This window comes from Flavobacterium noncentrifugens (assembly GCF_900100375.1).
GTDB lineage: Bacteria > Bacteroidota > Bacteroidia > Flavobacteriales > Flavobacteriaceae > Flavobacterium > Flavobacterium noncentrifugens.
This window is the reverse complement of sequence record NZ_FNEZ01000006.1, coordinates 151,762-174,316: the sequence shown is the minus strand read 5'-3', so window position 1 is coordinate 174,316 and position 22,555 is coordinate 151,762. Positions and strand designations below refer to the sequence as shown.

The window sequence follows — 22,555 nt, the reverse complement described above, 5'->3', positions numbered from 1 at the left end:
TAAGAATCCAAAAAAATCTTTTAAATGATCAATGTGGTAATTATGTAAATACACCAGGAAATTTTAATAGCCCTGTGAAAGCCGAAAGATTTGGAGGCAAACTGTAATTTGCAGGAAACAAATTTTGGACGAAAATGCCCGCGTTAGCGATTGTAGCGGAAATCCTTTTTTAAAGCGGAACAAAGTGGCGCTGTAAAAAAGATTGCAGCGGAAAGCGCGGCCCGCAGGGAAACGCCCAAAGGAAATTTTGTAAGGGATTTAAATTTATACTTAATAATATAGACCTGATGATTTTCTCCAAATCCCAATGATAGCGCGGGAATTTGTGTGTTATGGAGTAACATAATAAAATAAAAAAATCCAACTTCTGATAATCGTATAACATTTCAGAAATATTATATAACAAATTTTTATCCTCAAACCGACAACTTTGTAACATACTAAAACCAATAACAAAAACGCAGTAAAAATGAAAAAGACAACACTTCTCAAAAGCGCTTTATTGAGTGTCGCGATCAGTTCCATGTCGGTTACAATGACTTCTTGCAAACAGGAACCGAAAGCAGAAGATACTAAAGAAGTTGCCGAAGATCAAAATGAGGCAAAGTTTGATGATACAAATGATGCCAAAGAAGACGATTCCCAATATTTAGTGGCTGCTGCCGAAACGGATATGGCCGAAATCGAACTGGGAAAACTGGCGCAATCTAAAGGTACTGATCCTGATGTAAAAGCCTTAGGTAAAATGATGGTTGACCAGCATACCAAAGCTTCAGCTGATACTAAAGCGCTTGCAGACAAAAAACAAATTTCCCTTCCTGTTGCAGTTACGGATAAAGGAAAAGAGGAATATGAAGACCTGAATAAAAAATCGGGAAAAGATTTTGATGAAAAATTTGCTTCGATGATGGTTGACGGTCACAAAGATGCAATCAGCAAAATCGAAAAAGCTTCTGAAAAAGCAACTGATCCTGAAATTAAATTGTGGGCAGCAAATATGCTTCCAACTTTACAAACGCATTTGCAGCATGCAGAAACAGTTCAAGAAAAATTAAAAAATAAAAAATAAGAAATCATGGGAAATTTACTATATACAATCGCAGTCATCTTAATTATTATTTGGGCAATCGGATTTTTAGGTGGTTTTGTTACCGGAAACCTGATCCACATCTTATTGGTAATCGCAATTATTGCAGTAATTCTAAGAATTATTCAGGGGAGAAAACCTTTGTAATTGAAAATTAATGTTTGTTTGGTTCGCAATATCTTTATAACAAATTGGCTTATTTCAAATATGGGGTTATAAATGTTAAAAGTCAAGATTAAGGATATTGTAAAAAAAAACGGTCGCTCTCGAACAGGCGGCCGTTTTTGCGTTTAAGAATTTCTGCAAATTACTTCGTTTTTTCTCCAACAAAATAATCTGAATTGGATTTAAACAATACATTGAATGTTGTCAGGCTTCCATAAATCCTGGTAATATATTGCTGCAAATCGATTTTTTCATGTTCGTCCAATTTGCTCGCGTTGATCTTTTGTTCCATCACGCGAATTCTGTCGCGAACCATCACGATTTTGTGAAAGAACTGATCGATCGGAACTTCTTTTCCTGCAACTCCGGCTTGTCCGGGATCGAGGATTAATTTTCCGCCTTTCCATTTGTCGGCAATTGGAGTGGCTGGCGTAATATCTGACCATTTCTGGAGAATTTGCCTCAGGCTTTTTTCAACGTCAGAAAAACTTACCGTATCGACTTCGTTTTCAGCGGCTTCAATGACTTCAAATTCACTGTTGATCGCGATTGTTTCCAATCCGTTTTCAATAAATGTTACCCAATATTCTTTTGATGAAACGTTTGTGACAACGCCTTTTCCGTATTGCGGATGCGAAATTCTTGAACCTATCCCGAGTATTTTCATGATTTTAATTTTTCTACTAAAATAGAAATCCAAATCTATTCCCGCAAAAAAATGTGTCTGTGAAAAACATTGCTGTTAAAATTTGCGTAACTTTATAAGAATCAACCATTAAAACCATAATAATATGAAAAAGATCATTTTTATTTCGGCATGCATTGCATTATTTTCAGTTTCCTGCAACAGTACCAAATCGTCGACCACTGAGGAAATGGCAACAACTGAAAAAGGAGGCAATCCTTCTGCCCTTGAAGGAATATGGGAACTCGATTACCTGAGTGGAACAAAAGTAGCTTTTGAGAATTTATATGTGGATAAAAAACCATTTTTGTCATTCAATACCAAAGACAGCCGCGTGAGTGGAAACAGCAGTTGCAACAGTTTTACCGGAAACATAACGGTTTCAAAAAACTATTTAAGGTTTGATGATGCGATGGCGATGACCAAAATGTTCTGTCAGGGCGATGGTGAAAGCAGTTTTATGGACGGACTTAAAAAGATCAATTCGTATTCGATTTCAGATGAAGGGAAAACCCTGAACCTGATTATCGGTGACATTGCAATTATGCGCTTTCATAAAAAATAAGTAAATAAAAAACCGCCTAATTTTAACAATTGCGGCGGTTTTTTCCAACTTAACTAAAAACTATTTTTTACTAAAAGCAGTATTCATTTTCAGCAACCAATTTGCTGGTGATCGTTTCTCGCAATCCAACAATATTCGGCATGTTCGTATATTTTGTAAATCGGCGCAAGCCCATAAGCATCATGCGTTGTTCATCACCTTCAGCAAATGAAATAATGCTTTCTTTTCCTTTTTGGGTGACTACGTCAACAGCTTTGTATAAGTACAATTTCGCCATCGCGATTTGTTCGGTTGCTTTGTCTTCACCAACCGATTTTGCAAGTTTTTCAGTTCTTAAAATCGTCGATTCAGCGATGTAAATTTCAATTAAAATATCGGCAGCAGCCATTAACAATTGCTGGTGTGCATCGAGATCCGGGCCATATTTCTGAACTGCACCACCTGCAACCATTAAAAACGCTTTTTTGAGTTTGCCAACGATTTCTTTTTCTTCAGCAAACAATTCAGAATAATCCGGCGTATTAAAATCAGGAATTCCCATCAATTCTTCCTGGACTTTTGTCGCTGGCCCAAGCAAATCAACGTGGCCTTTCATGGCTTTTTTGATCAGCATTCCAACAGACAACATGCGGTTAATTTCATTCGTTCCTTCGTAAATTCTTGAAATACGCGCATCGCGCCACGCGCTTTCCATCGGCGTATCTTCTGAAAATCCCATTCCGCCAAAAATCTGGATGCCTTCATCGGCACAATTCTGAACGTCTTCAGAAACAGCCACTTTTAAGACCGAACATTCAATGGCATATTCTTCAACGCCTTTCAATTCAGCTTCCTGATGCGAAACTCCCGCAGCTTCACGCGCCTGAATTCTGTCCTGAATGTCTTTGGCGGCGCGATATGTTGCGCTTTCTCCTGCATAACAACTCGTTGCCATTTCGGCCAATTTATATCGGATCGCGCCAAAACTTGAAATCGGCGTATTAAACTGGATTCTTTCGTTTGCATATTTCACAGCTCCGGAAGTAACACGTCTTTGTGCATCTAAGCAGGCTGCAGCCAATTTAATTCGGCCTACATTCAAAGCATTCATCGCGATTTTGAAACCGTTTCCTCTATCAGACAGCATGTTTTCAACAGGAACTTTCGTATCGTTAAAAAATACTTGTCTTGTTGAAGATGCGCGGATTCCGAGTTTGTGTTCTTCTTCATTCATTGAAATGCCGTTTGCCGGATCATTTTCTACAATAAAACCGGTAATGTTTTTATCGTCACCGATTCTGGCAAAAACGATAAAAACGCTGCAAAATCCTGCATTTGAGATCCACATTTTTTGTCCGGTGATCGAATAATATTTTCCATCTTCAGATAAAACAGCTTTGGTTTTTCCTGAATTTGCATCCGATCCTGCGCCAGGTTCTGTCAAACAGTATGCGCCAAACCATTCTCCTGAAGCGAGTTTCGGAACATATTTTTTCTTTTGCTCTTCTGTACCATAAAGTGTAATTGGCATCGTCCCGATTCCGGTATGTGCGCCAAAAGCGGTTGAAAAAGAGCCAGTTGCACCTGAAATATAATCGCATACCAAAACGGTGTCGACAAATCCCATTCCCATTCCGCCGTATTCTTCAGGAACGGCTACGCTTAAAAAGCCCATTTCACCAGCTTTGCGCATTGTTTCTTCGGTAAAAGCATAATCTTTGCTTTCAAACCTATTTTTAAAAGGCCAGATTTCCTTGTCAACGAATTCCTTTACAGAATCGCGCATCATTTTTTGCTCTTCGGAGAAATCTTCGGGAGTGAAAATATCTTCGCATTTTGTTTCTTTCACTAAAAACTGACCGCCGCGGGTTACGTCTTTTTCAACTGCTGTCTCTGCCATTTTGTATGTTTTTAATTTATTAATTATAGTAATTCGTAAACACCTGCCGAACCTTGTCCGGTTCCGACGCACATCGTGACGATCCCGTATTTGCTGCCGCGGCGTTTCATTTCATCGAATAATTGTACAGAAAGTTTAGCGCCGGTACAACCCAATGGATGGCCGAGTGCTATAGCGCCACCGTTTACATTTACGATTTCGGGATTCAGATTCAATTCTCGAATAACGGCCAACGATTGTGAGGCGAAAGCTTCGTTTAATTCGATCAGATCAATGTCATTTAAAGTCAATCCGGCTTGTTTTAAAGCTTTCGGAATCGCTTTTACCGGCCCGATTCCCATAATTCTTGGCTCGACTCCGGCAGATGCAAAATTGACCAGACGTGCAATAGGTGTGAGGTTTAGTTCTTTTACCAATTCTTCTGACATGACCATGACGAATGCGGCGCCGTCGCTCATTTGCGAAGAAGTACCTGCGGTTACGCTTCCGTCAGCGGCGAAAACCGGACGTAATTTTGCGAGTGCTTCCAAATTCGTATCGGCTCTCGGGCCTTCATCTGTGGTTACTGTATAGGATTTGGTTTCTTTTTTTCCATTTTCATTAATGAACGTCTGCTCGACGGTAATCGGAACAATTTGTTTGTCGAATTTGCCTTCAGCCTGTGCTTTCAATGCTTTCAAATGCGAATTCAATGCAAATTCATCCTGGTCTTCACGTGAAACGTTGAATTGTTTGGCAACCGCTTCTGCAGTTAAACCCATTCCCCAATAGTAGTCTTCGTGGCCTTCTTTCGCTACAGCGTAATCTGGAGTCGGTTTGTAGCCGCCCATTGGAATAAAACTCATGCTTTCTGCGCCACCGGCAATGATGCAATCGGCCATTCCGGATTGGATTTTCGCTGTCGCCATTCCGATGGTTTCGAGTCCGGAAGCGCAATATCGGTTTACGGTAACTCCGGGAACATCAACCACGTTCAATCCCATTAAGGAAATCAATCTTGCAACGTTCAAACCTTGTTCAGCTTCTGGCATGGCATTTCCAACCATGACATCATCTATTCTTTTTTTGTCAAAATCCGGCAGTTCATTCATCATGTACTGAATCGTTTCTGCTGCGAGTTCGTCAGGGCGTTTAAACCTGAAAACTCCTTTTGGCGCTTTGCCCACCGCGGTGCGATAAGCCTTAACTATATATGCTGTCTTCATTTTCTTAATTTCTTAATGGTTTGCCTTTGGTAAGCATAAATTGAATTCTTTCTAGCGTTTTTCTTTCGGTACAAAGCGATAAAAAAGCTTCGCGCTCAATGTCTAAAAGGTATTGTTCAGTTACGAATGTCGGTTCAGATAAATCGCCGCCAGCCATGACATAAGCCAGTTTGTTTGCGATCTGTTTATCGTGGTCGGAGATGTAGCTTCCGGCTTCCATTTGGTCTGTTCCAACCATAAACATTCCGAGCGCTTGTTTTCCAAGCACCTTTACATCTTTACGTTTGATGGGCTGCGTATATCCGGCTTCAGCCATAATTAACGCGTGCTTTTTAGCTTCGGCGATTTGTCTGTCTTTATTGACGACCACAATGTCTTTTCCGTGCTGTAAAATTCCGGTATCAAATGCTTCATAAGCTGACGTTGATACTTTCGCCATGGCAACCGTTAAGAAATATTCCTGCAACACATTGAGTTCGACATCGTTTTTATGAAACAAATCCGAAGCACGCAATGCCATCTCTTTAGATCCGCCGCCACCTGGAATAACGCCAACGCCAAATTCAACCAAACCAATGTAAGTTTCCGCTGCTGCAACAACTTTATCCGCATGCAGGCTCATTTCACAGCCGCCGCCCAAAGTCATTCCGTGTGGTGCAACGACAACCGGAATTGAAGAATAACGCACACGCATCATCGTGTCCTGGAACAATTTAATCGCCATATTGAGTTCGTCATATTCCTGTTCGACCGCCATCATAAAGATCATTCCGATGTTGGCTCCGACAGAAAAATTCGCCGCTTGGTTTCCAATGACCAATCCCTGAAAGTCTTTTTCTGCCAGTTCGATCGCTTTATTAATTCCTTGTAAAACATCGCCGCCGATGGTGTTCATTTTCGAGCGGAATTCGAGGTTTAAAATTCCGTCACCTAAATCCTGAACAATTGCACCTGAATTGCTCCAGACTTTTTTGCTCTCGCGGATATTATTCAGAATGATAAACGAATCCTGTCCCGGAATTTTGTTTTGTGATTTCGAATTGACGTCGTAATAATAAGAAGCGCCTTCTTTAATTGTGTAGAAAGATTTATTTCCAGATGAAAGCATATCGTCAACCCATTTGGCGTTTGACAAACCTTCGGATTTCAATAATTCGATTCCTTTTTCGACACCAACGGCATCCCAGATTTCAAACGGGCCGTTTTCCCAGCCGAATCCGGCTTTCATTGCGTCATCAATTTTGTACAGATCATCGGTGATTTCAGGAACGCGGTTTGAAACATAAGCAAACATTGCCCCGAAGCTTTTTCTGTAGAATTCGCCGGCTTTGTCTTTTCCTTTCACTAAAACTTTGAAGCGATCGATGGGTTTATCGATGGTTTTTGTAAGTTCCAATGTTGCAAAAGACGCTTTTTTAGCAGCGCGGTATTCCAGTGTATTCAAGTCTAAAGACAAGATTTCCTTGCCTTCTTTTTTATAAAATCCTTGACCGGTTTTTGATCCGAGCCATTTATTTTCGAGCATTTTTGTGATGAAATCCGGAAGTTTGAACAAGTCGTGCGCTTCATCTTCAGGAACGCCTTCATACAATCCATTGGCCACGTGAACTAATGTGTCAAGTCCGACAACATCGACCGTTCTGAAAGTTGCCGATTTTGGGCGTCCAATAACCGGCCCGGTTAACTTATCGACTTCTTCAATCGTCAGATCCATTTCTTTAACAAGATGGAAAAGGCTTTGTATTCCGAAGATCCCAATCCTGTTTCCAATAAACGCCGGAGTATCTTTGGCTACGACCGAAGTTTTTCCAAGGAATTTTTCTCCGTAATTATTTAGGAAATCCAATACTTCTGTTGAAGTTTTTGGCCCCGGAATAATTTCGAATAATTTTAAATAACGTGCCGGATTGAAGAAATGCGTGCCGCAAAAATGCTGTTGAAAATCTTCACTTCGGCCTTCGCTCATAAAATGAATCGGGATTCCGGATGTGTTTGATGTAATTAAAGTTCCCGGTTTTCTGTGTTTTTCAATTTGTTCGAAGACTTGCTTTTTGATGTCTAATCTTTCAACAACAACTTCTATAATCCAGTCGCAATCAGCGATTTTATGAAGATCATCTGTAGTGTTTCCGGTTGTGATCCTGCTGGCGAATTTCTCGTGGTAAATAGGCGAGGGCTTCGATTTTAAAGCATTTGCCAAGTGGTCGTTGACAATCCTATTTCGGACCATCTTGTTTTCTAAGGTTAGTCCTTTTTTGGTTTCAATTTCAGTAAGCTCTCTCGGAACGATATCCAAAAGCAACACTTCGACGCCAATATTGGCAAAATGGCACGCAATGCCTGAACCCATAATTCCGGATCCGACTACGGCAACTTTTTTAATAATTCTTTTCATAAATGTGAAATTTATTTTTTAACGGGCATTTATGGTATCGCCATATTTATTGGTTGTTTTTTGCAAAAACCCTTTGTTGATGGCGATTTCATATTTCGGGTTGGTTGAATATATTTTTGTCCTGTATGAGTTCGTTGATGACTTCGGCAACTTCTGTAAAATGCTTTAGCTGTTCTTCGGTCACATTTTTACGAACGCTTTCGTTGAATTTTAGTACGTTGTTTTTTGACAATTCCCGTTTTTCTTTTCCGAATTCCGTCAGGTAGATTAAAACGCCGCGCCCGTCTTCAGGGTTTTTCTTTCGGATGATCAAACCTTTTTCCTCCATCGATTTTAAGGTTCGCGTTAGGCTTGTCGCTTCCATTCCCATTTTTGGACCTAAAGCTGTAGAGGGAGTTCCTTTATCTTTATCGATGCTGAGTAATGCAAATCCGGTCGCCATCGTTGCGCCGTATTTTGAGGCTTCTTCGTTGTACATCCGCGAAACGGCCTGCCAGGTGGCACGAAGAATATAATCTATTGTTTTGTCTTTCATTTAAGGATTGATTTTTTACGCAATCGTTTTCAAATATAATAAAAAATACTATGCATGTATAATCGCGAAAATGAATTGTACATAAATTAAAAATGAATTGTACACAAACGGATGCATTTCCAGTCAATTATCGACGTGCTGAAGGCGATTAAATCGATGCGGTCACAAATATATCATTTTAGTTTAAACAGCGCTTAAATCGCTTTTAAACGATTTTTAAAAGATCAGATTGTAAATGAAAAAAACCGCAGATATTTGCGGTTTTTTATTGCGTTTTACTTGCGGGAAAGCTTTGTTTTTCTTATCTTTATGTCAAATAAACCGCCTGTTTTAAGCCTTGTATTGAAATCATACTTTGGCGAAAAAGCGCAATATTGTCGTTTGGAATCACAGCGCCATAAAAGTATTGATCAACACCTGGATTAAATACAATTGATGTTATTGTGCCTGCAACGAATCCTTGTCCTGCTGTTGTTGTTGTATTAATATAAACTTCCATAATGTTTCCTGGCTTAATCACGCCTATTACTTCTAAAAAAATATTGCCCACAGTATTTGTTGCGTTTAATGAAGCTATACCTACACCGCCAGTGGCAGCGGATGTGTTAAATACCATTTGAACGATGTTACTGTTTGCGGTGCTTCCAGTTTTTTCGATTGCAATGTTGAAACGCAATCTTGTTCCGACCGCCCACGTGTTGGCAGGAATTAAATAGTACTTAAAAGCTTTTATTCCAATTCCGGTAACAGTATAGTTTGCACCATCGAAAACAAAAAATCGTTCCATTGCAGCGGTGTAATCAATAACAGCGTTTGCGCTCGGTGCAATTAATGACGATCCATTCATGTTGTTTTGAACTTTTCCGTTAACTAACGCCGGTGTTGCAAAATCAGTATCTGCAACTGCTGCAACAACATCTTTGTTGGCATTTAACTTGACCATTGATCCTGCCGCAATTCCGGATAAGCGTAGCGTTGCCAATGTTTGCCTTGCAGTCCAAACCCACGGCAATGCTAAAACCCTAAGCCAGGTATTTTGCCACCATTTTTTGGCGGTAAGTATGTCAGTGTCATTTGTACTGTTTTCATTTGCAGCTTCAGAAGCAAGTATAATTTTCGCAACACCTGCAGCAGTTTCGATTGCCTGTTGTTGGTTGTAGTCCAATGATGACCAGTTTGCATCGATTTGGCCTGCAGGGACATTCACAACATAAAAAATGTCGCCATAATTAACTGTCATACCGTGAAACGTGACAGTTGCACCATTGTGACGATAAGCGTCGCCACGACGGAGCGCGCCGCCGGTTCCCGATCCAACACCTGCGACAGGATAAGAACCTGTTCCAAAATCATGATCGCCAAGCAACTTGAAGCTTGACACAGACAACGCTTCAGCGTATGTCCGTAGTGTTGTTTCCAACGCGGCCATTTGATTTACGGTTACCAAATCCTGCGCTGAAGTTCCGTTTGCAGAATTAATTATCTTATTACCGTTTGCATCAATATTACCAAAAACCTTATTGTTTCTTGAACGCGAATCTTCAAGATCATTATTTGCTTTTAATGAAATCAGCCATTGCGCTACCGTTCCGTTAAATCCGTTTGCGACAGCCACCATGTAAGCGTCAAGACCGGCATCTCCTTTAGCCTTTACGCCAGTATCTACACCGGCAACGAACCAATTTCCGGTATTCGGATCGATTTCCGGTGAAATGCCATCGTTTCCTTTTTCGCCTCCAGCTTTTATTCCGGTATCGATTCCTGCAATAAACCAGTTGCCGGTTTCAGGATCTATTTCGGGTGAATTTCCATCAGCGCCTTTTTGACTGTTCCAGAACTGTTCCATTGTCCCTCCTGGATTATCCACCAACCACAATTCAAAGTTGTTCAAGCCATTTTTTCCATCGGAAAAGCGACTGATTGTGATTTGTTTCTTCTGTTGCGTTTCAACCCGTACCACATTAGGCACCGAGCAGGAAACGGTTACTTGCTTTTTTGGAGCAGCGCCAATTGTGATTGTTTTCATTTACGTGTAATTAAATCGCCTTTAAATTCTATTTGATTGGTGTCAATGTTCCAAATTTCGTAGTAAAATTTGCCGTCTTTTATATCATACTTCGACGGCCAAACTTGAAATGCCATATCCTTGTCGTCAGTAGTCAAAGCCCCAGTCATTTTGTATAAAGTGTTTTTTGCCGAACTGTTCCAGACAAACACTTCATATTGACCAGGCCAACCTTCAGAGTTCGTATAAATGACTGTCAGGCTTTCGTTTACTGCAACGCTGTCGATGTGTACGACTTCTGCGATTGATGGATCAATTGTAAAACTCATAATTATTGGTTTAATTTAATTACTCGAATCATCCAACCGTTAGTCAGAACATCGTTTGAAGCGACACCTGATACTTTTGTTCGTACAAAGAGATTTCTGTCAACCTGATACGCTGTTGCGGTACGCATTTCATTTGCTCCTGCATAATTTGACCATTGGTAAATTATTTGATTGTCGGCCGCGAACGAATCTACATTTAAGCGGAAATACCCATCAGCAAAGGCGGTGACAAAAATATCCGGACTATAGCCATTAAAGGAAACTAAATCAACAAATGGTTGAGTGCTGCCATTCTGCACCACTTTGATAAAACATTCCTGATAGCCTGGATTAAATGAACCGGTCGGCGGTGATGCTTCATCGCTTTTATACAAAAAGATTACGTCTGTAGCTGCTAAAGACGTAGAATTGAAACCATATTGACCAGGGGTGCCAATAAAAACATAAACAAAGTCAATCCCTGCTGTCGTGAATGTTATAAATGATGTTCCATTAGTTCCCAGTGACAAAGGCGCGACTGATGAATTTACAAAGTCAATAAAATTGATTTCTATATTTCCCAATGGAACAGGAACGCCAGTAGCGATAATTTGTTGAATTTGTGCAGGCGTTGCAATAATTAATCGCCTAAGCGTTTTAATAGCTTGCACAACTTTATTGAATTCTGGCGCAAATAAATATTCATTGTGAGGTTTGCCCTGAACTGCTGCAAGCTTCACTGCACTATCGTGTTTGCGCTCGATGTCTAAAAAAATATCAATTGGATCGATTGATTCTGCCATGATTATGCAATTGTGTAATTAGTAATTTCGATGATCTTATCGTAGTACGCATTTAAAAATGCAGAAAGGTTCGCGGATGCTATGTGTACAATTTCGCCTTTGACATTCATCATGTCAATTCCCTTTGGTGAAGCTGCAACAGCGGCATAGCGCAATTGCGCTGCTTGATGCATAGGATAATCGTTGGAACCATACGTAAATTTGTCAGAACCGATTGTCTGTATTGATTCAGCAGCAGTTAAAATCGCCGATTTTTGTTCAAAAACAACTTGATAGGTTTCCATTTCAATTTCATCACGTGCGACTAAAATCCCGTTGTCGAATTTTAGCGGACAAACGCCGTAGATGTTTTCAGGAACTTCATTTTCAGGTAAGATCAGGGGATTATTTACATCGCCCATAGCTGTCAATTCCTCTAAGTTATTTGCCCACAGCGCCCATCTAATAATTGGCCTGTCAGGATCTGGAAAAGCTTTTACAAATCTCATTCGGTAGGTTGTTGAATTAATATATAATCTAATTTCACGTTTTGAACGTGTGCAGGCACGCCGTAATTAATTTCCTGAAGCGCGATGTCAAAACTTACTGGTGTTTTGTTTTTAATGACAAAGTTCACGTCGTTTTCGTCTGTCCAACTTCCTAATGAAACCAATGTGGCAACGACTATATAGTCAGATGTTCCAACAGTTGGAAAATTTACAGTAACAAGTTCATCGTATGGAGTTCCAAAGTCACCAATCACAAAGAATGAATTTCTTAACACCTTTGGCAAATCCGGTTTGTTTAAAATAAAACCGGCTTCATTTAAAGCAGCAGTCCAATTTGAAAGCACATTTACTTGCGCGTTTGCCTGAATTCCGTTCAACTTATCTTTTAATGCCTGTGAAAAATTGAAATCAGTGTGAACGTAATTTGCATCGTGTACCAAATCTGAAGGGATGTCTTGCAAGTTTTCCCAGGATAAAGCAACAACTGCAGGAACTCGTGTAAACGTCGATAACAAAACACCGTCAACAGCGACAATTGCGCTTGTGGTTCTAAAAACGTTAGGGTTTGATCCGTTCTGAAAGGCTATCGATTCGAGAACTACATCCTTTTTTACTTTTGGATCAGTATTTCCGTTTATGCCTGCAAACGGACATAATTCGCCATCGATGTACATCATTCCTGGTGTAATATTTCCCGCCACAATTTTGCAGCCCGAAATGATATATTTTCCGACATCAGAAATATTCAAATGACCGGCCATCGTTCTAAGAATTTCAAAATATGCCGACTGCATTTTTTTGAAGGTCATTTGTTTTAGCCTATAACCGCCAGGCTGTGTAAAATCTATTAATTCCATGTTAGTAGGTTTGGATATTGTATTTTTTTCCGAAGTATCTGTAACTGTCTATTTCTGCTCTTAGATTTGGTTCCTGAAAAGCATAACCAACAGGTATGAAAATTGTAAAACTGTAAGCGCCGGATCCTTCCACATCAACATCCAAAAACAGATCTGATTCACTATCTTCATCTTGTAAGAAAGAAACATCTGGTTCCTGATCCTGATAAATGTATAGTGCGCCGGTTTCCTGAATGTCTCCGATGTAAACCCTTTTTGTCGTGTCATGATGTTGCGTATCATATCCTGGTACTTGAAAATATTCATTTAACAATTTTTCTAAATAGATCGTTGTGCCATTGTGCTGCATCCGATAAAGCGTTTTTTCCTGCAGTTTGTTCAATGGCTTTAGAAATGAAAAGAGCATCGCCATTTGCGCGGGCTTTCGCAAGAATTGTGGGTGCAGTTCCGACAATCTTTCAAAATCAATTTGTGACCAAACCATAATCCAGATAATTAATTGTTAGATTTTCCGGCCTTATTTTTATGTAGCCCGCTTCAGGGATTTTCCATTCGCCAAATTCGGTGAATGGGTAAGCAGCGAACTTTGAGCGCATCATATCGATTGTAACCAACTTAATACCTTTGGCAGATCTGACTTTAGCTTTGAGATAATCTTTCACAAATGCACCGTTAAACTCCAATTCAGATAAATATTCACTGATGGCATCTTTAACTGGAAATACATTACCTGCAGTATCTAAAAGCCTTCCGGTTTCTAAATCGATTAATGCCGGATCCACATATACAGTCAGATTAGTTTCTATAAGATCAGCTTCCATATTGATCAAGCGGATACGTACGCCTGGCACTTTGATGTTTTGCAGATATGCCTTTATTCGCAATTCTTGCGCTGCATTAACAGGTTCTAAACTTCCGTTATTATCTGTTGCAATTTTGATAACCAATTCGCCATCGTCACTCTCTAAAATCGAACATCTGTCAATAATTTTCCTTTCTTCTGCATCAGCGATATTTGTCAGATCATATTGAAACTGGCCGTCTTTCCAAACGAGTTCCAAACCATCATGATAATTCAGAACTGCAAGCTTCAGGTTTGGCAAATTTTGTGGCCTGGAATTTTGCGCGTTTGCTTCTACTATCTGTTCATGAAGCATGTATGAAAATGATAGCGCATCGAAAAAAGTGTTTTCAAATGATGTCAATGAAAATTCTTCTTCAAAGGTTTTTCCAGGCGTTAATTGATACTGTTCGATTATAACCCGATCAGCAATGAATGCTGCAGTTATTTCGTGTTTAATGTCTATTCTACTTCTTGCCATTTTTAAAAAGAATAAGGGAATTCGCCTGGGAATTCATAAGCTGTTAGTTCTGGTTCTGGTTCCGGTTCTGGCGTTAGTACAGACAGGGCACTTGCCGGTCGGTTCTTTGTATTAAAAATGTTTACAATTTGGTTTTTTGTTACTGCAGGTGATTTTAGAACCTGGCCGATTTCCAAATGATCTGTCACATTTATACCGTTCAATAATGCCATTGCGAAGGCGTTTTCAACATCGCCGGTGCATTCGATCACTTTATCAAAAAAGCTTTGTCCCTGGTACACGATGTTTTTATCAGTCATAACTTGCAATCAATTTGAAAGGTTTGTTTTGGTAAAAATCCAACGATTCCACTTTCAGGCCATCTTTGGCCATGTGTTCTCGGATCAGGTGCCTGTAGGTTAAATATTCCTCGCTTAATAAAATATCTTCTAATCCTACACCCAAATCGGGATTAAACTTAAAATCGCCTTGGTGCGCAATCAGGATCAAAGCCTTATTTTGTTCGAGCGTGTTCCCGATCACAATGCCGGAAATGATCTTTCCATCAGATCCGCGAACCGGTTGTATTTTCAAATCCAGAACTTCGCCTGAATCGTTCCTGTCGTTATATTGGATAGCTCTATTTTTCATCGTTTAAAATCATTTTAAAAGCTGATTAATTTTAGCTTCAAGTTGTTCGACTGCAGTCAATACATCGGGTGTAACAGTACTACTTGGTGCGTTGGGAGCCAACACGCCAACTTTTAAAATTTTGATAATGTCTGCAAATCCGGAAAACAGATCTTTTAGATTGACAGCTTCATTTTTTATCTGAACTTTCTTATCTTCACTATCGAATGCTACTTTTAAACCGGACTGGAAAAACTCAAACTTTTTAAGCTGATCAATTTTTATTACAACCAGATTGCTTAACGTGCCGTCGATACTTAAAATCGTCACATCAGATCCTTCGAGCGGCGTTAAAAGCAGATAATCTTCACCATCGGTTACAGTTGCGTTTAATCGAACATCTGATGTGATAAACCCTGAAGCAAATTTTACAGTGCAGGTTTCGCCTTCGATAGATTGTACAACCACATTCATAGGATAGTTAGGATCTGCATCGACAATCGCTTTTATTGCGGCTTTTATTTCTGAAGCTTTACTCATTATCCTAATTTTATTCCTGGTGTAATTGTTCTTTTCCCGCCCGATTCGTCAAAGGTTGTTTCCACTCCAACAACATAATAAGTTCCCTTTTTGTGCGGATAATCCAGATCGATGTAATGCGCTGAATCGCCAGGACGAACGAAAGGAACCAACCAACCGTCAAATGTGCCGGCGAAACCGTCGAAGTTGTTTTTTCTTAAAGCTGCAGCGGCGATTTCTTCCATTGCCGCGGCTGTCATCGGGCCGACTTTTAATGTGATTGAATCGCCGCCGGTTGTTCCGCGTTTGATGCTTGTAACCTTGCCTTTAATATTCGTGCTTTCAATCGTGACTTCAACTTTTTTATCAATGGCTCGTTTGTATTCAAGTGACGATTTTTCAATGTTCCGGTGCATCGAGTAAACCACATCGGCACCTTTCTCGATGTATGGCGGGTGAATGTGCAGGATCTTATTTGACGTATCAAAATAAATATTGGCCTTTGTTTCTTCCTGCAGCTTTTTCAGAACATCGTAACCGGTAGCCTGGTGAATTGTGAACTTTTCGTACGAGATGTTATAATCGCAGCTTACTTTGAAACTTGGATCGATTTGGTTGACTAAATATTGCGCAATGGCTTTTATCGACGTTGGCTTCAATTCCAGATCTTTCACACTTTTACGGAACAAGAACAAGGCATCTTCGCATAAAATTTTCAGTGTGCTGTCATTGGTTGTAATGTCCTGGATAAAACCTTCAAACTCTTTTTCGAGTTGGCCATCATAACCAAGCTTGATTATTAATGAAGTTCCGCGCGGAATACTTGCTTCCAAACTTAGAACTTGGTTCATTACAGCTTCAGGCAATGTAATTTCGGCAACATCGGCAAGGTTGTCAACAGAACAATTAATTTTCAGACTTGCCAACAAACCCAAACGAAATTTCTTTCCGGCATTATCAAACCGGATGTCCCAATTCATGTCGTACATTACAATTTTATTAAAAGGTTGTAACTTGAATCGGAAATTACTTTGACTTCGTAAGCTTGCACGTTCTCGCCTTTCGTAAACGGAAAACTGAAATCTTCAACAACAATTTTTGTTATTCCAAGCAATTCAAGCGGCGCACAATTCACACGCACTTCTTTTGAATGCTTCAAAACCGCATTAAGCTTCCTGAAATCTTCAACAGGAAAACAATCTTCGACAGCGCCGGTTAAGATCGAACCAAACAGCGCACCAGTGATCGTGATGCTGTAATCATCTTGTGACCATCGTTCTTTTATCGTTCCGAAAAGCTGTTCAGATCCTTCAGCATGCCATTTGGCTACATTTCGCTTTACGATGTTATTGTGGCCAGAAATACTGATCATTGGTTCGTATGGCAAAGTGAAATAAGTAGCGCCGTTATCGATAGATAAAGAAAATGGGAAAAATTGTTCCTGCAGGTTTGGCATGTCAGCAGTGTAGGAACCAGGAATAGTTTCAAATTCTGTCGAATCGATTTCCGATTGGTTTTCCCACAATGGAAAAGGCAAAACCGGCAAAACGTGTTTTCCGATTTCGTTCTGGATTAGCTTAAACTTTGGAACCTGTTTTACAACATTGTTTCCCAAAAGCGATGCAAATAAAAGGTCAGTATTGTTCATGTTAGCTTCCTGCTGTTGTTGACATTGCCAGAAGCCTTAAAAGCGCATCCTGTGTCATGTTGCTCATTTGATCAGTTCCTTCTTTAAAATCCTTAGCGTAAATGTTCAATACGCCAATAAGATCTTTCAGATTGATCGTGATGTAATTGTGTTTGGTTCCGCCAGTCGCAATTGCTTCATTCGTTTTGGCTTTTTTATCTGAAGCTGCAGCAGGATTTGCACCGGCACTTTTTGCGGTTCCTGGTGTTGTTGGATCTGCAATGCCATCGGTTTTTTCTGCAGCTTTTTTCCAGTGAACCGATTGGCCTGCTAATGCAAATTCATCTTTCGATTTGATTGCTAAATCAGCGACCTTCTTTGCGCCGTCAACGATGGCTTTTTTCCTGGCTTCAGTATCTGCATGAATCTGGCTGATCATTTTAAGATTTTCGGAACTATCGCCTAAGCCCATCGTTTCCTTAAATTTGTACCAACCTTCTTTGATGTAATTGATCCCGATCATAATTGCATTTACAACTGTGTTCCATTGAAACTTCAATCCTTCAACCCACGCTAAAAACAGGAGTTTCGCACCATTGACCGTGTGCTTCCAAGCTTCGCCCCAACCTTCAGTAGATGAAACAACCCACGCGATAACGGCGATAAGCGCAATAATGGCCAACGTGATTAAAATGATAGGGTTCATTGCCATAACAGCGTTAAAAATCGCTTGCGCTCCCGCCCATATTTTAGTAGATTTCGATACAACGTTTGTCCAAAATTCATGAAGCTTCTGGCGGCTCGTAAGGAATGAAATCGCATCGCCTGCAAGTGTAAATGCCGGTATTAAATTAGAAACATCCCTTGCGGTGTCACCCAATACTGAAGCGTAACCCATAAGACCATCTGTAGCGTTAAACATCGAGATCTTGAAATCATCGATTTGAGCCTGAAGGCGTTTGTTTTTTTCCGCCGGACTTTCCATAATGATAGCCGCCTGTTCGTAGGCCGTATTGGTTCCAGTGATCGCTTTTGTTAAACGATCCTGTTCTTCAATTCCGGCAATCAGTGCAATTGCAGCGTTGTTATTTTCAGTACCAAATAGCTTTGTCACAAGTGCGCTGTCATTCATAATCCGGCGCAATGGCCGTAAGCGATCTGTTAATGAAAGTGACTTATCACCAAGTTTACCAATATCGACACCTGCAGATCTAAGTTCTTTTTGAACATCTTTCGGAAGGAAACGGCCTTCAGATAATTTTGCCAAAGTATTTCTCAATGCGACACCGCCTTCAGATCCTTTTTTACCGGCTTTGTCTAAAACCTGAATTGCCGCGTTGGTTTGCGCGAAATTGACATTTGCGCCTTTTGCGGCCATTCCGCATTGCTCTAATGCGCCTTTAATGTTTGGGAGTTCTGCAGATCCTTCACCTGCAGCAGCAGCCATTACATTCATCATCGATGCCATTTCTTTACTGGCCTGGATCGGATCAGCTAAAGAAACCTGATATTGGTTCATTGCCGTTGTCAGAACCTCGGTTGCTGCGACCTGGTCGCCGCCCATAAGCTTGCTTGTAACAGCGACAGATTTGCCCATCGCATCGAGCGCTGAAGGTACCTTTGCAATTTCGGGTGTAAGTTGTCCCAGGATAAGCTTAAATGATTCGGCACCGTCTGCAGCAGATCCGCCAAACGTTACAGCTGATTTTCTGGCATAGCCCTCGATCTCTTTTAATTTGTCACCCGCAACGCCAGTCATTGCCGACAGATCATACATTGATGTGCTAAGATCCATTCCAGGCTTATTCAAAGTATTCAAACCATTAGCGACACGATCAACCTGATCAAGTATTGACGAAAGCTTAATGGTTTGAATCCCTTTGTTTATGTTGGCAAAGGCTTTCATAAACGACTTATCCATAACTACGGCGCTCTTTTCGACCTTGTGCATTGTCGCATCAAGCTTATCCATTCCGGCGGTTATTCTGGCCGCATCGGATTGAATTTTAAATATGTAGTTAAAGACATTATCCATTTGTTATTTTCCTTTTTCTAATTTGCGGATGTATTCGAGTTCCTTAATTCTCATTGCCCAATCCTGATCGGATAGACTGTCGGGATCCGGAATGTGCATGTAGTATTGCAGTTGGGCGTTGCTGATTCTGATGAATTCTTCCGGACGTACTTCGGCAGTCTCTAAAGCTTTTCCAAAGTGGCCTGTTTGATCACAATCAGATCTGCCAGTTTAGATCCGCATGCCAGGAACAAATCATCATCAGATTGCAGCTTTTCGTCACCGGCAAGCCAACAGGCTTTTAAGATGATTTCGTTAAACTTCATCGGATCTTTGGTACCGATAGATGAAGCGTAACCAATTGCTTTTCTTCCTGGCTTTTTCAAATAAGCGGTGTGTTCATCAACCGCGATTCTGAATACTTCGCCGTGTTCGGCTTTCCAGGCATCGATCTGTTCCTGGCTAACAGTGTGACCAGTTTTGATCACTTCCAGTTTTTTGTTTTCAATTGCCTGCACTTCTGCAGCAAGTGGGTGTGCGATCACACTTTTTATTGCTTTGTTTTTTTTCTTTTTGTTCTTTTTGGTTTTTTGAGTTTCCATCGTTATTTTAGGATTTGGGTTTTAAAAAAAATCCCTTCCCAGATCGGAAGGGATTTTGCATGATTGAAAATTTCTATTTTAAGTGACGTTCTTTTGAATGCGTCTCGCAATCCAGGGAAGCTTAACTTCAGCGAACTTGTCGCCTTGTTTCATTTCCAGAGCATCTTCGGTGAAACGAGCGCCGATAACACGGTGTGTTGTCATTTTATCGCCGTTCAAAGGATCGCCGAACACGATCAAACAGTCCACGTTTGCGGATAAGATGTCACCGCCTGCAGCGAGTTCGATAGCATCGAAATCAGATTGCAACATTGTGAATTCGCCTTCGTTGCTTTCGTTTCCGGTTTGGATTGAATGTGCATAACGACCTTTGCCGTAAACAGATTCGCGTTCAATTTTTCGCGTCCATTTTACACCGCGTATTGTAACGATGTCGCGTCCGCCGATGATAATTGTAATATCAGCCCATTCGTATTGTCTTGAATCGAACATTATTAATTGGTGTTTGAGGTTACAGGTACAAAGCCAAGCGGTACTTGGAAAAACTTGTTATAGCCTTTCGACGCAACCTGAAATTGGCGGATTTTGATTTTTGAAGTCGATGTAACGTTGTGGGTTAAATCGAGCCTGAAGATTACGCCCCGATCTTTTGCATTTTTCGGATTGTATGATAGTTCGTCATTAGCTGACATCTGTTGAAAAATCAAAGTTTCAACTGCATTTTCGATGGTGCTTGCGTAAATCGGATCAATCGTACCGTTTGGCAGTACGTTGTTAGAATCAAGCAAAAAGGGAAGCAATGCATCGTAACCCAATCGGTACGCTTTATCAATTACACGCCTTCTGGCCGCCATGTGATAATCGTCAGCGATTGGACATGCCAAATGATCATCTACAAAATAGTAACCCGACTTCCTAACGTGATTCCTGAAAGTCACATAACCTTTATCGTTCAACGCTCCAAAGTCGTAAAGTTCTGCAGGCGTATCAACGATATAAGCTTTCAGGTTTGCTGTCGGGCCGTCAAGCAATCTTCCAATATTCTGATGAACTTGGATCTTTGCGAATCGACCGCCAACTATTCCAACTGCAGCGCCGTTACTTACAGGTACACCAGTTCGTTTTTCCGAATCTCCGATCATGATCATGACACGGTTCCAGTCGCGCTGTAGCAGATCCGAAAGAACTACTTTGTTTCCGTTAAAAGCATAAGCTTCGATTATGGCAAACAATGGCGCGTAATACTTTTTGGTGTAGTTTTCCGCAAGCAATTGTGCAAGGTTTGCAGCTACGAAAACATCAGAATCAATTCCGGTTTCCAAAGTCACAACATAGTCACCGGTTGGCGAAAATGAAGTCATGATGAAATTCAGTTTTCCGTTTGCAGCATCCAAAAGTTTTTCTGCAGGCGCTTTGCCGGTTCCTGGATCACTTGTGAACCAATCGCTGACCTTTTGGGTTTTTGCAAATCCCATCAACCATAGTTCGGTACCTTCGCCAGCTTCAGCATAAAACTCTTTTAAAGTTTTGTAAAGCCTGTAATTGTTTACATCTGGCAGAATTCCAAGTGCAGCGACATCGACCATGCTTTTTACCATGTAAGCGGTATTTAAAGCAAACTTGTCGGCTACAGCAACGGCACTGGCAAGCAAGCCGCCAACGCCGTCTGGCGTATCGACAACCTGTGCGAGATTGCCGTTTTCAAATTCAATGTCAATGTTTGGATACATTATTCCGCTGTTTTAGTGGTTTCAGTTTCGGTTGTTGCAGGATCTTTTACTGCAGCAGTTTTCGCTTCTGCAGCTTTGGCCGCTTTGGCGGCTTTGGCAGCTTTGGCAGCATTTGCCAATTTTGTTGCAGCAGCTTTTTTGGCTGTAGCTGCTCTCTTTTCTGCAGCCAGATCTTTGCCTTCGTCTTTTGCCATTTGATTCTGAATTCCAGAATTCAAAGCTTCTGCAGTTTCATCTGCAGATTTCACGGCATTTGTCAAAGCATTCAAAACAAAGTCTTCAACTTGTCCGGCATCTTGTCCGGCATCTTGTCCGGTTTCGTCAGAACCTGAATCTTCAGATCCTTTCTGATCTTCTGAATCTGTTCCGGCATCGCCTTCAGGTTGGCCAGTTTCTTCGGTAGCGCTTCCGAGATCTTCAGCAGATTCTGCATCCAATACTTCAGCATCGACCACTTCGATCTGGTTGATGTTTTTTACTTCTGTAACCGTTTTGTTCTTTAAAGAAACAGCGTGGTTTTTCGCGTCAGATGGTTGGTAAAAACATTGTCCGTCTGAAGTTTTGTGATAGCTTTCCAGTGTTGGATTGGCTTCAAAAATTGGATCGATTTTGTTCATTATTTGAGGGGATTAAATGATTTGATGTAGCGGCCAATGATGAACAGGATCAGAAGGAAAAACAAGATCCGACCCGCCCAAATCTGTAGTTCCTGCCAGAAGCTTAAATCCCTGGGAACTAAAACAGGCACTTTCTTTACAACCGTAATTGATTCCTGTCGGTTTTCGGATTTCCATTTAGCGTGTAATTCCTGTTCTTTTAAATCACAATCGCATGTTAACTGATTGTCTTTTAGATTGACCTTTGGCGGATTCAATGAACCGTTTTGCGACTTGATTACTTTGGGTTCTACCAGAACCGGCTTGCCGTCAACTATTTTAACTGTTGCTGAATATTGGGATTGATCAGCAGGGATCTTGAAAAGCGAATCGTGTTCTTTTTCAGTGATCTTTAACAGATTTGTTGTTTCTGTTGTTTCCTGGATCGGAACGCTGCTGCTCTTGCATGAAGTGCAGAGCAGCGCTCCACCAAAAACTAAAACAAAAACTAAAGTCAGAAATGCAGAATATTGTTTCATTATGTATTTTTAAAAGGTTT

26 protein-coding genes are annotated in these 22,555 nt (G+C 40.7%); 3 read left to right on the top strand and 23 right to left on the bottom strand.

What is annotated here, in order from left to right:
* Positions 1 to 469 precede the first annotated feature (469 nt).
* Positions 470 to 1,069, top strand: a complete 600-nt coding sequence (locus tag BLS32_RS16000) for a DUF4142 domain-containing protein (RefSeq protein WP_170227604.1) — start codon at positions 470 to 472, stop codon at positions 1,067 to 1,069.
* A 6-nt stretch (positions 1,070 to 1,075) separates the two neighbouring features.
* Complete coding sequence (locus BLS32_RS18360; RefSeq protein WP_139171793.1) at positions 1,076 to 1,234, top strand: lmo0937 family membrane protein; 159 nt, start codon at positions 1,076 to 1,078, stop codon at positions 1,232 to 1,234.
* 160 nt (positions 1,235 to 1,394) lie between these two features.
* Here BLS32_RS18360 and BLS32_RS15995 read toward each other — a convergent pair whose 3' ends face one another.
* On the bottom strand, positions 1,395 to 1,919 hold the full coding sequence (locus BLS32_RS15995; protein WP_091398214.1) for a hypothetical protein: 525 nt from the start codon (positions 1,917 to 1,919) through the stop codon (positions 1,395 to 1,397).
* A gap of 124 nt (positions 1,920 to 2,043) precedes the next feature.
* Here BLS32_RS15995 and BLS32_RS15990 point away from each other — a divergent pair, with 124 nt between their 5' ends.
* Positions 2,044 to 2,502: an META domain-containing protein gene (locus tag BLS32_RS15990; protein ID WP_091398212.1), complete on the top strand. Its 459-nt coding sequence runs from the start codon at positions 2,044 to 2,046 to the stop codon at positions 2,500 to 2,502.
* 70 nt (positions 2,503 to 2,572) lie between these two features.
* Here BLS32_RS15990 and BLS32_RS15985 read toward each other — a convergent pair whose 3' ends face one another.
* From BLS32_RS15985 to BLS32_RS15880, 22 genes are all read right to left on the bottom strand, one after another.
* Positions 2,573 to 4,381 carry an acyl-CoA dehydrogenase family protein gene (locus tag BLS32_RS15985; RefSeq protein WP_091398209.1) on the bottom strand — a complete coding sequence of 603 codons (1,809 nt, stop codon included), beginning with the start codon at positions 4,379 to 4,381 and terminating at the stop codon, positions 2,573 to 2,575.
* 23 nt (positions 4,382 to 4,404) lie between these two features.
* Entirely contained in the window at positions 4,405 to 5,586 is a 1,182-nt protein-coding gene (locus BLS32_RS15980; RefSeq protein ID WP_091398205.1) for an acetyl-CoA C-acyltransferase, read from the bottom strand.
* A 4-nt stretch (positions 5,587 to 5,590) separates the two neighbouring features.
* Positions 5,591 to 7,981 (bottom strand): 3-hydroxyacyl-CoA dehydrogenase/enoyl-CoA hydratase family protein, encoded by a 2,391-nt coding sequence (locus BLS32_RS15975; protein WP_091398202.1) that lies wholly within the window; start codon positions 7,979 to 7,981, stop codon positions 5,591 to 5,593.
* A gap of 88 nt (positions 7,982 to 8,069) precedes the next feature.
* On the bottom strand, positions 8,070 to 8,516 hold the full coding sequence (locus BLS32_RS15970) for a MarR family winged helix-turn-helix transcriptional regulator (protein WP_091398200.1): 447 nt from the start codon (positions 8,514 to 8,516) through the stop codon (positions 8,070 to 8,072).
* Positions 8,517 to 8,823: 307 nt separating this feature from the next.
* Positions 8,824 to 10,542, bottom strand: coding sequence for a hypothetical protein (locus BLS32_RS15965; RefSeq protein ID WP_091398197.1), 1,719 nt, complete (start codon positions 10,540 to 10,542; stop codon positions 8,824 to 8,826).
* Positions 10,539 to 10,850 (bottom strand): hypothetical protein, encoded by a 312-nt coding sequence (locus tag BLS32_RS15960; RefSeq protein ID WP_091398196.1) that lies wholly within the window; start codon positions 10,848 to 10,850, stop codon positions 10,539 to 10,541. The genes BLS32_RS15965 and BLS32_RS15960 overlap by 4 nt, the downstream gene beginning before the upstream one ends.
* A gap of 2 nt (positions 10,851 to 10,852) precedes the next feature.
* Positions 10,853 to 11,632, bottom strand: a complete 780-nt coding sequence (locus tag BLS32_RS15955; RefSeq protein ID WP_091398193.1) for a hypothetical protein — start codon at positions 11,630 to 11,632, stop codon at positions 10,853 to 10,855.
* Positions 11,633 to 11,634: 2 nt separating this feature from the next.
* Positions 11,635 to 12,120 (bottom strand): hypothetical protein, encoded by a 486-nt coding sequence (locus BLS32_RS15950; protein ID WP_091398191.1) that lies wholly within the window; start codon positions 12,118 to 12,120, stop codon positions 11,635 to 11,637.
* Positions 12,117 to 12,977, bottom strand: coding sequence for a hypothetical protein (locus BLS32_RS15945; protein WP_091398188.1), 861 nt, complete (start codon positions 12,975 to 12,977; stop codon positions 12,117 to 12,119). The genes BLS32_RS15950 and BLS32_RS15945 overlap by 4 nt, the downstream gene beginning before the upstream one ends.
* A 1-nt stretch (position 12,978) precedes the next feature.
* Entirely contained in the window at positions 12,979 to 13,461 is a 483-nt protein-coding gene (locus BLS32_RS15940; protein ID WP_091398185.1) for a hypothetical protein, read from the bottom strand.
* On the bottom strand, positions 13,442 to 14,299 hold the full coding sequence (locus BLS32_RS15935; protein WP_091398182.1) for a hypothetical protein: 858 nt from the start codon (positions 14,297 to 14,299) through the stop codon (positions 13,442 to 13,444). Before BLS32_RS15935 ends, BLS32_RS15940 begins: the two co-directional genes overlap by 20 nt.
* A 2-nt stretch (positions 14,300 to 14,301) precedes the next feature.
* Positions 14,302 to 14,598 carry a hypothetical protein gene (locus BLS32_RS15930; protein WP_091398180.1) on the bottom strand — a complete coding sequence of 99 codons (297 nt, stop codon included), beginning with the start codon at positions 14,596 to 14,598 and terminating at the stop codon, positions 14,302 to 14,304.
* The gene (locus BLS32_RS15925; RefSeq protein ID WP_091398177.1) at positions 14,591 to 14,929 is read right to left on the bottom strand and encodes a hypothetical protein; all 339 of its coding nucleotides are present in this window, start codon (positions 14,927 to 14,929) and stop codon (positions 14,591 to 14,593) included. Before BLS32_RS15925 ends, BLS32_RS15930 begins: the two co-directional genes overlap by 8 nt.
* Positions 14,930 to 14,938: 9 nt before the next feature.
* Positions 14,939 to 15,448 carry a hypothetical protein gene (locus tag BLS32_RS15920; protein ID WP_091398174.1) on the bottom strand — a complete coding sequence of 170 codons (510 nt, stop codon included), beginning with the start codon at positions 15,446 to 15,448 and terminating at the stop codon, positions 14,939 to 14,941.
* Complete coding sequence (locus tag BLS32_RS15915) at positions 15,448 to 16,416, bottom strand: hypothetical protein (RefSeq protein ID WP_091398171.1); 969 nt, start codon at positions 16,414 to 16,416, stop codon at positions 15,448 to 15,450. The genes BLS32_RS15920 and BLS32_RS15915 overlap by 1 nt, the downstream gene beginning before the upstream one ends.
* On the bottom strand, positions 16,416 to 17,075 hold the full coding sequence (locus BLS32_RS15910; protein WP_091398169.1) for a DUF6046 domain-containing protein: 660 nt from the start codon (positions 17,073 to 17,075) through the stop codon (positions 16,416 to 16,418). Before BLS32_RS15910 ends, BLS32_RS15915 begins: the two co-directional genes overlap by 1 nt.
* A gap of 1 nt (position 17,076) precedes the next feature.
* A complete protein-coding gene (locus tag BLS32_RS15905; protein ID WP_091398460.1) occupies positions 17,077 to 19,026 on the bottom strand; it encodes a phage tail tape measure protein in 1,950 nt (649 codons plus the stop codon).
* Between the two features lie 224 nt (positions 19,027 to 19,250).
* Positions 19,251 to 19,670, bottom strand: a complete 420-nt coding sequence (locus tag BLS32_RS15900) for a hypothetical protein (protein WP_245699497.1) — start codon at positions 19,668 to 19,670, stop codon at positions 19,251 to 19,253.
* Positions 19,671 to 19,748: 78 nt separating this feature from the next.
* Positions 19,749 to 20,162, bottom strand: a complete 414-nt coding sequence (locus BLS32_RS15895; protein ID WP_091398166.1) for a hypothetical protein — start codon at positions 20,160 to 20,162, stop codon at positions 19,749 to 19,751.
* 2 nt (positions 20,163 to 20,164) lie between these two features.
* Positions 20,165 to 21,400 (bottom strand): DUF2586 family protein, encoded by a 1,236-nt coding sequence (locus tag BLS32_RS15890; RefSeq protein WP_091398163.1) that lies wholly within the window; start codon positions 21,398 to 21,400, stop codon positions 20,165 to 20,167.
* The gene (locus BLS32_RS15885) at positions 21,400 to 22,017 is read right to left on the bottom strand and encodes a hypothetical protein (protein WP_091398160.1); all 618 of its coding nucleotides are present in this window, start codon (positions 22,015 to 22,017) and stop codon (positions 21,400 to 21,402) included. The genes BLS32_RS15890 and BLS32_RS15885 overlap by 1 nt, the downstream gene beginning before the upstream one ends.
* A complete protein-coding gene (locus BLS32_RS15880) occupies positions 22,017 to 22,535 on the bottom strand; it encodes a hypothetical protein (RefSeq protein WP_091398156.1) in 519 nt (172 codons plus the stop codon). Before BLS32_RS15880 ends, BLS32_RS15885 begins: the two co-directional genes overlap by 1 nt.
* Between the last annotated feature and the right edge of the window lie 20 nt (positions 22,536 to 22,555).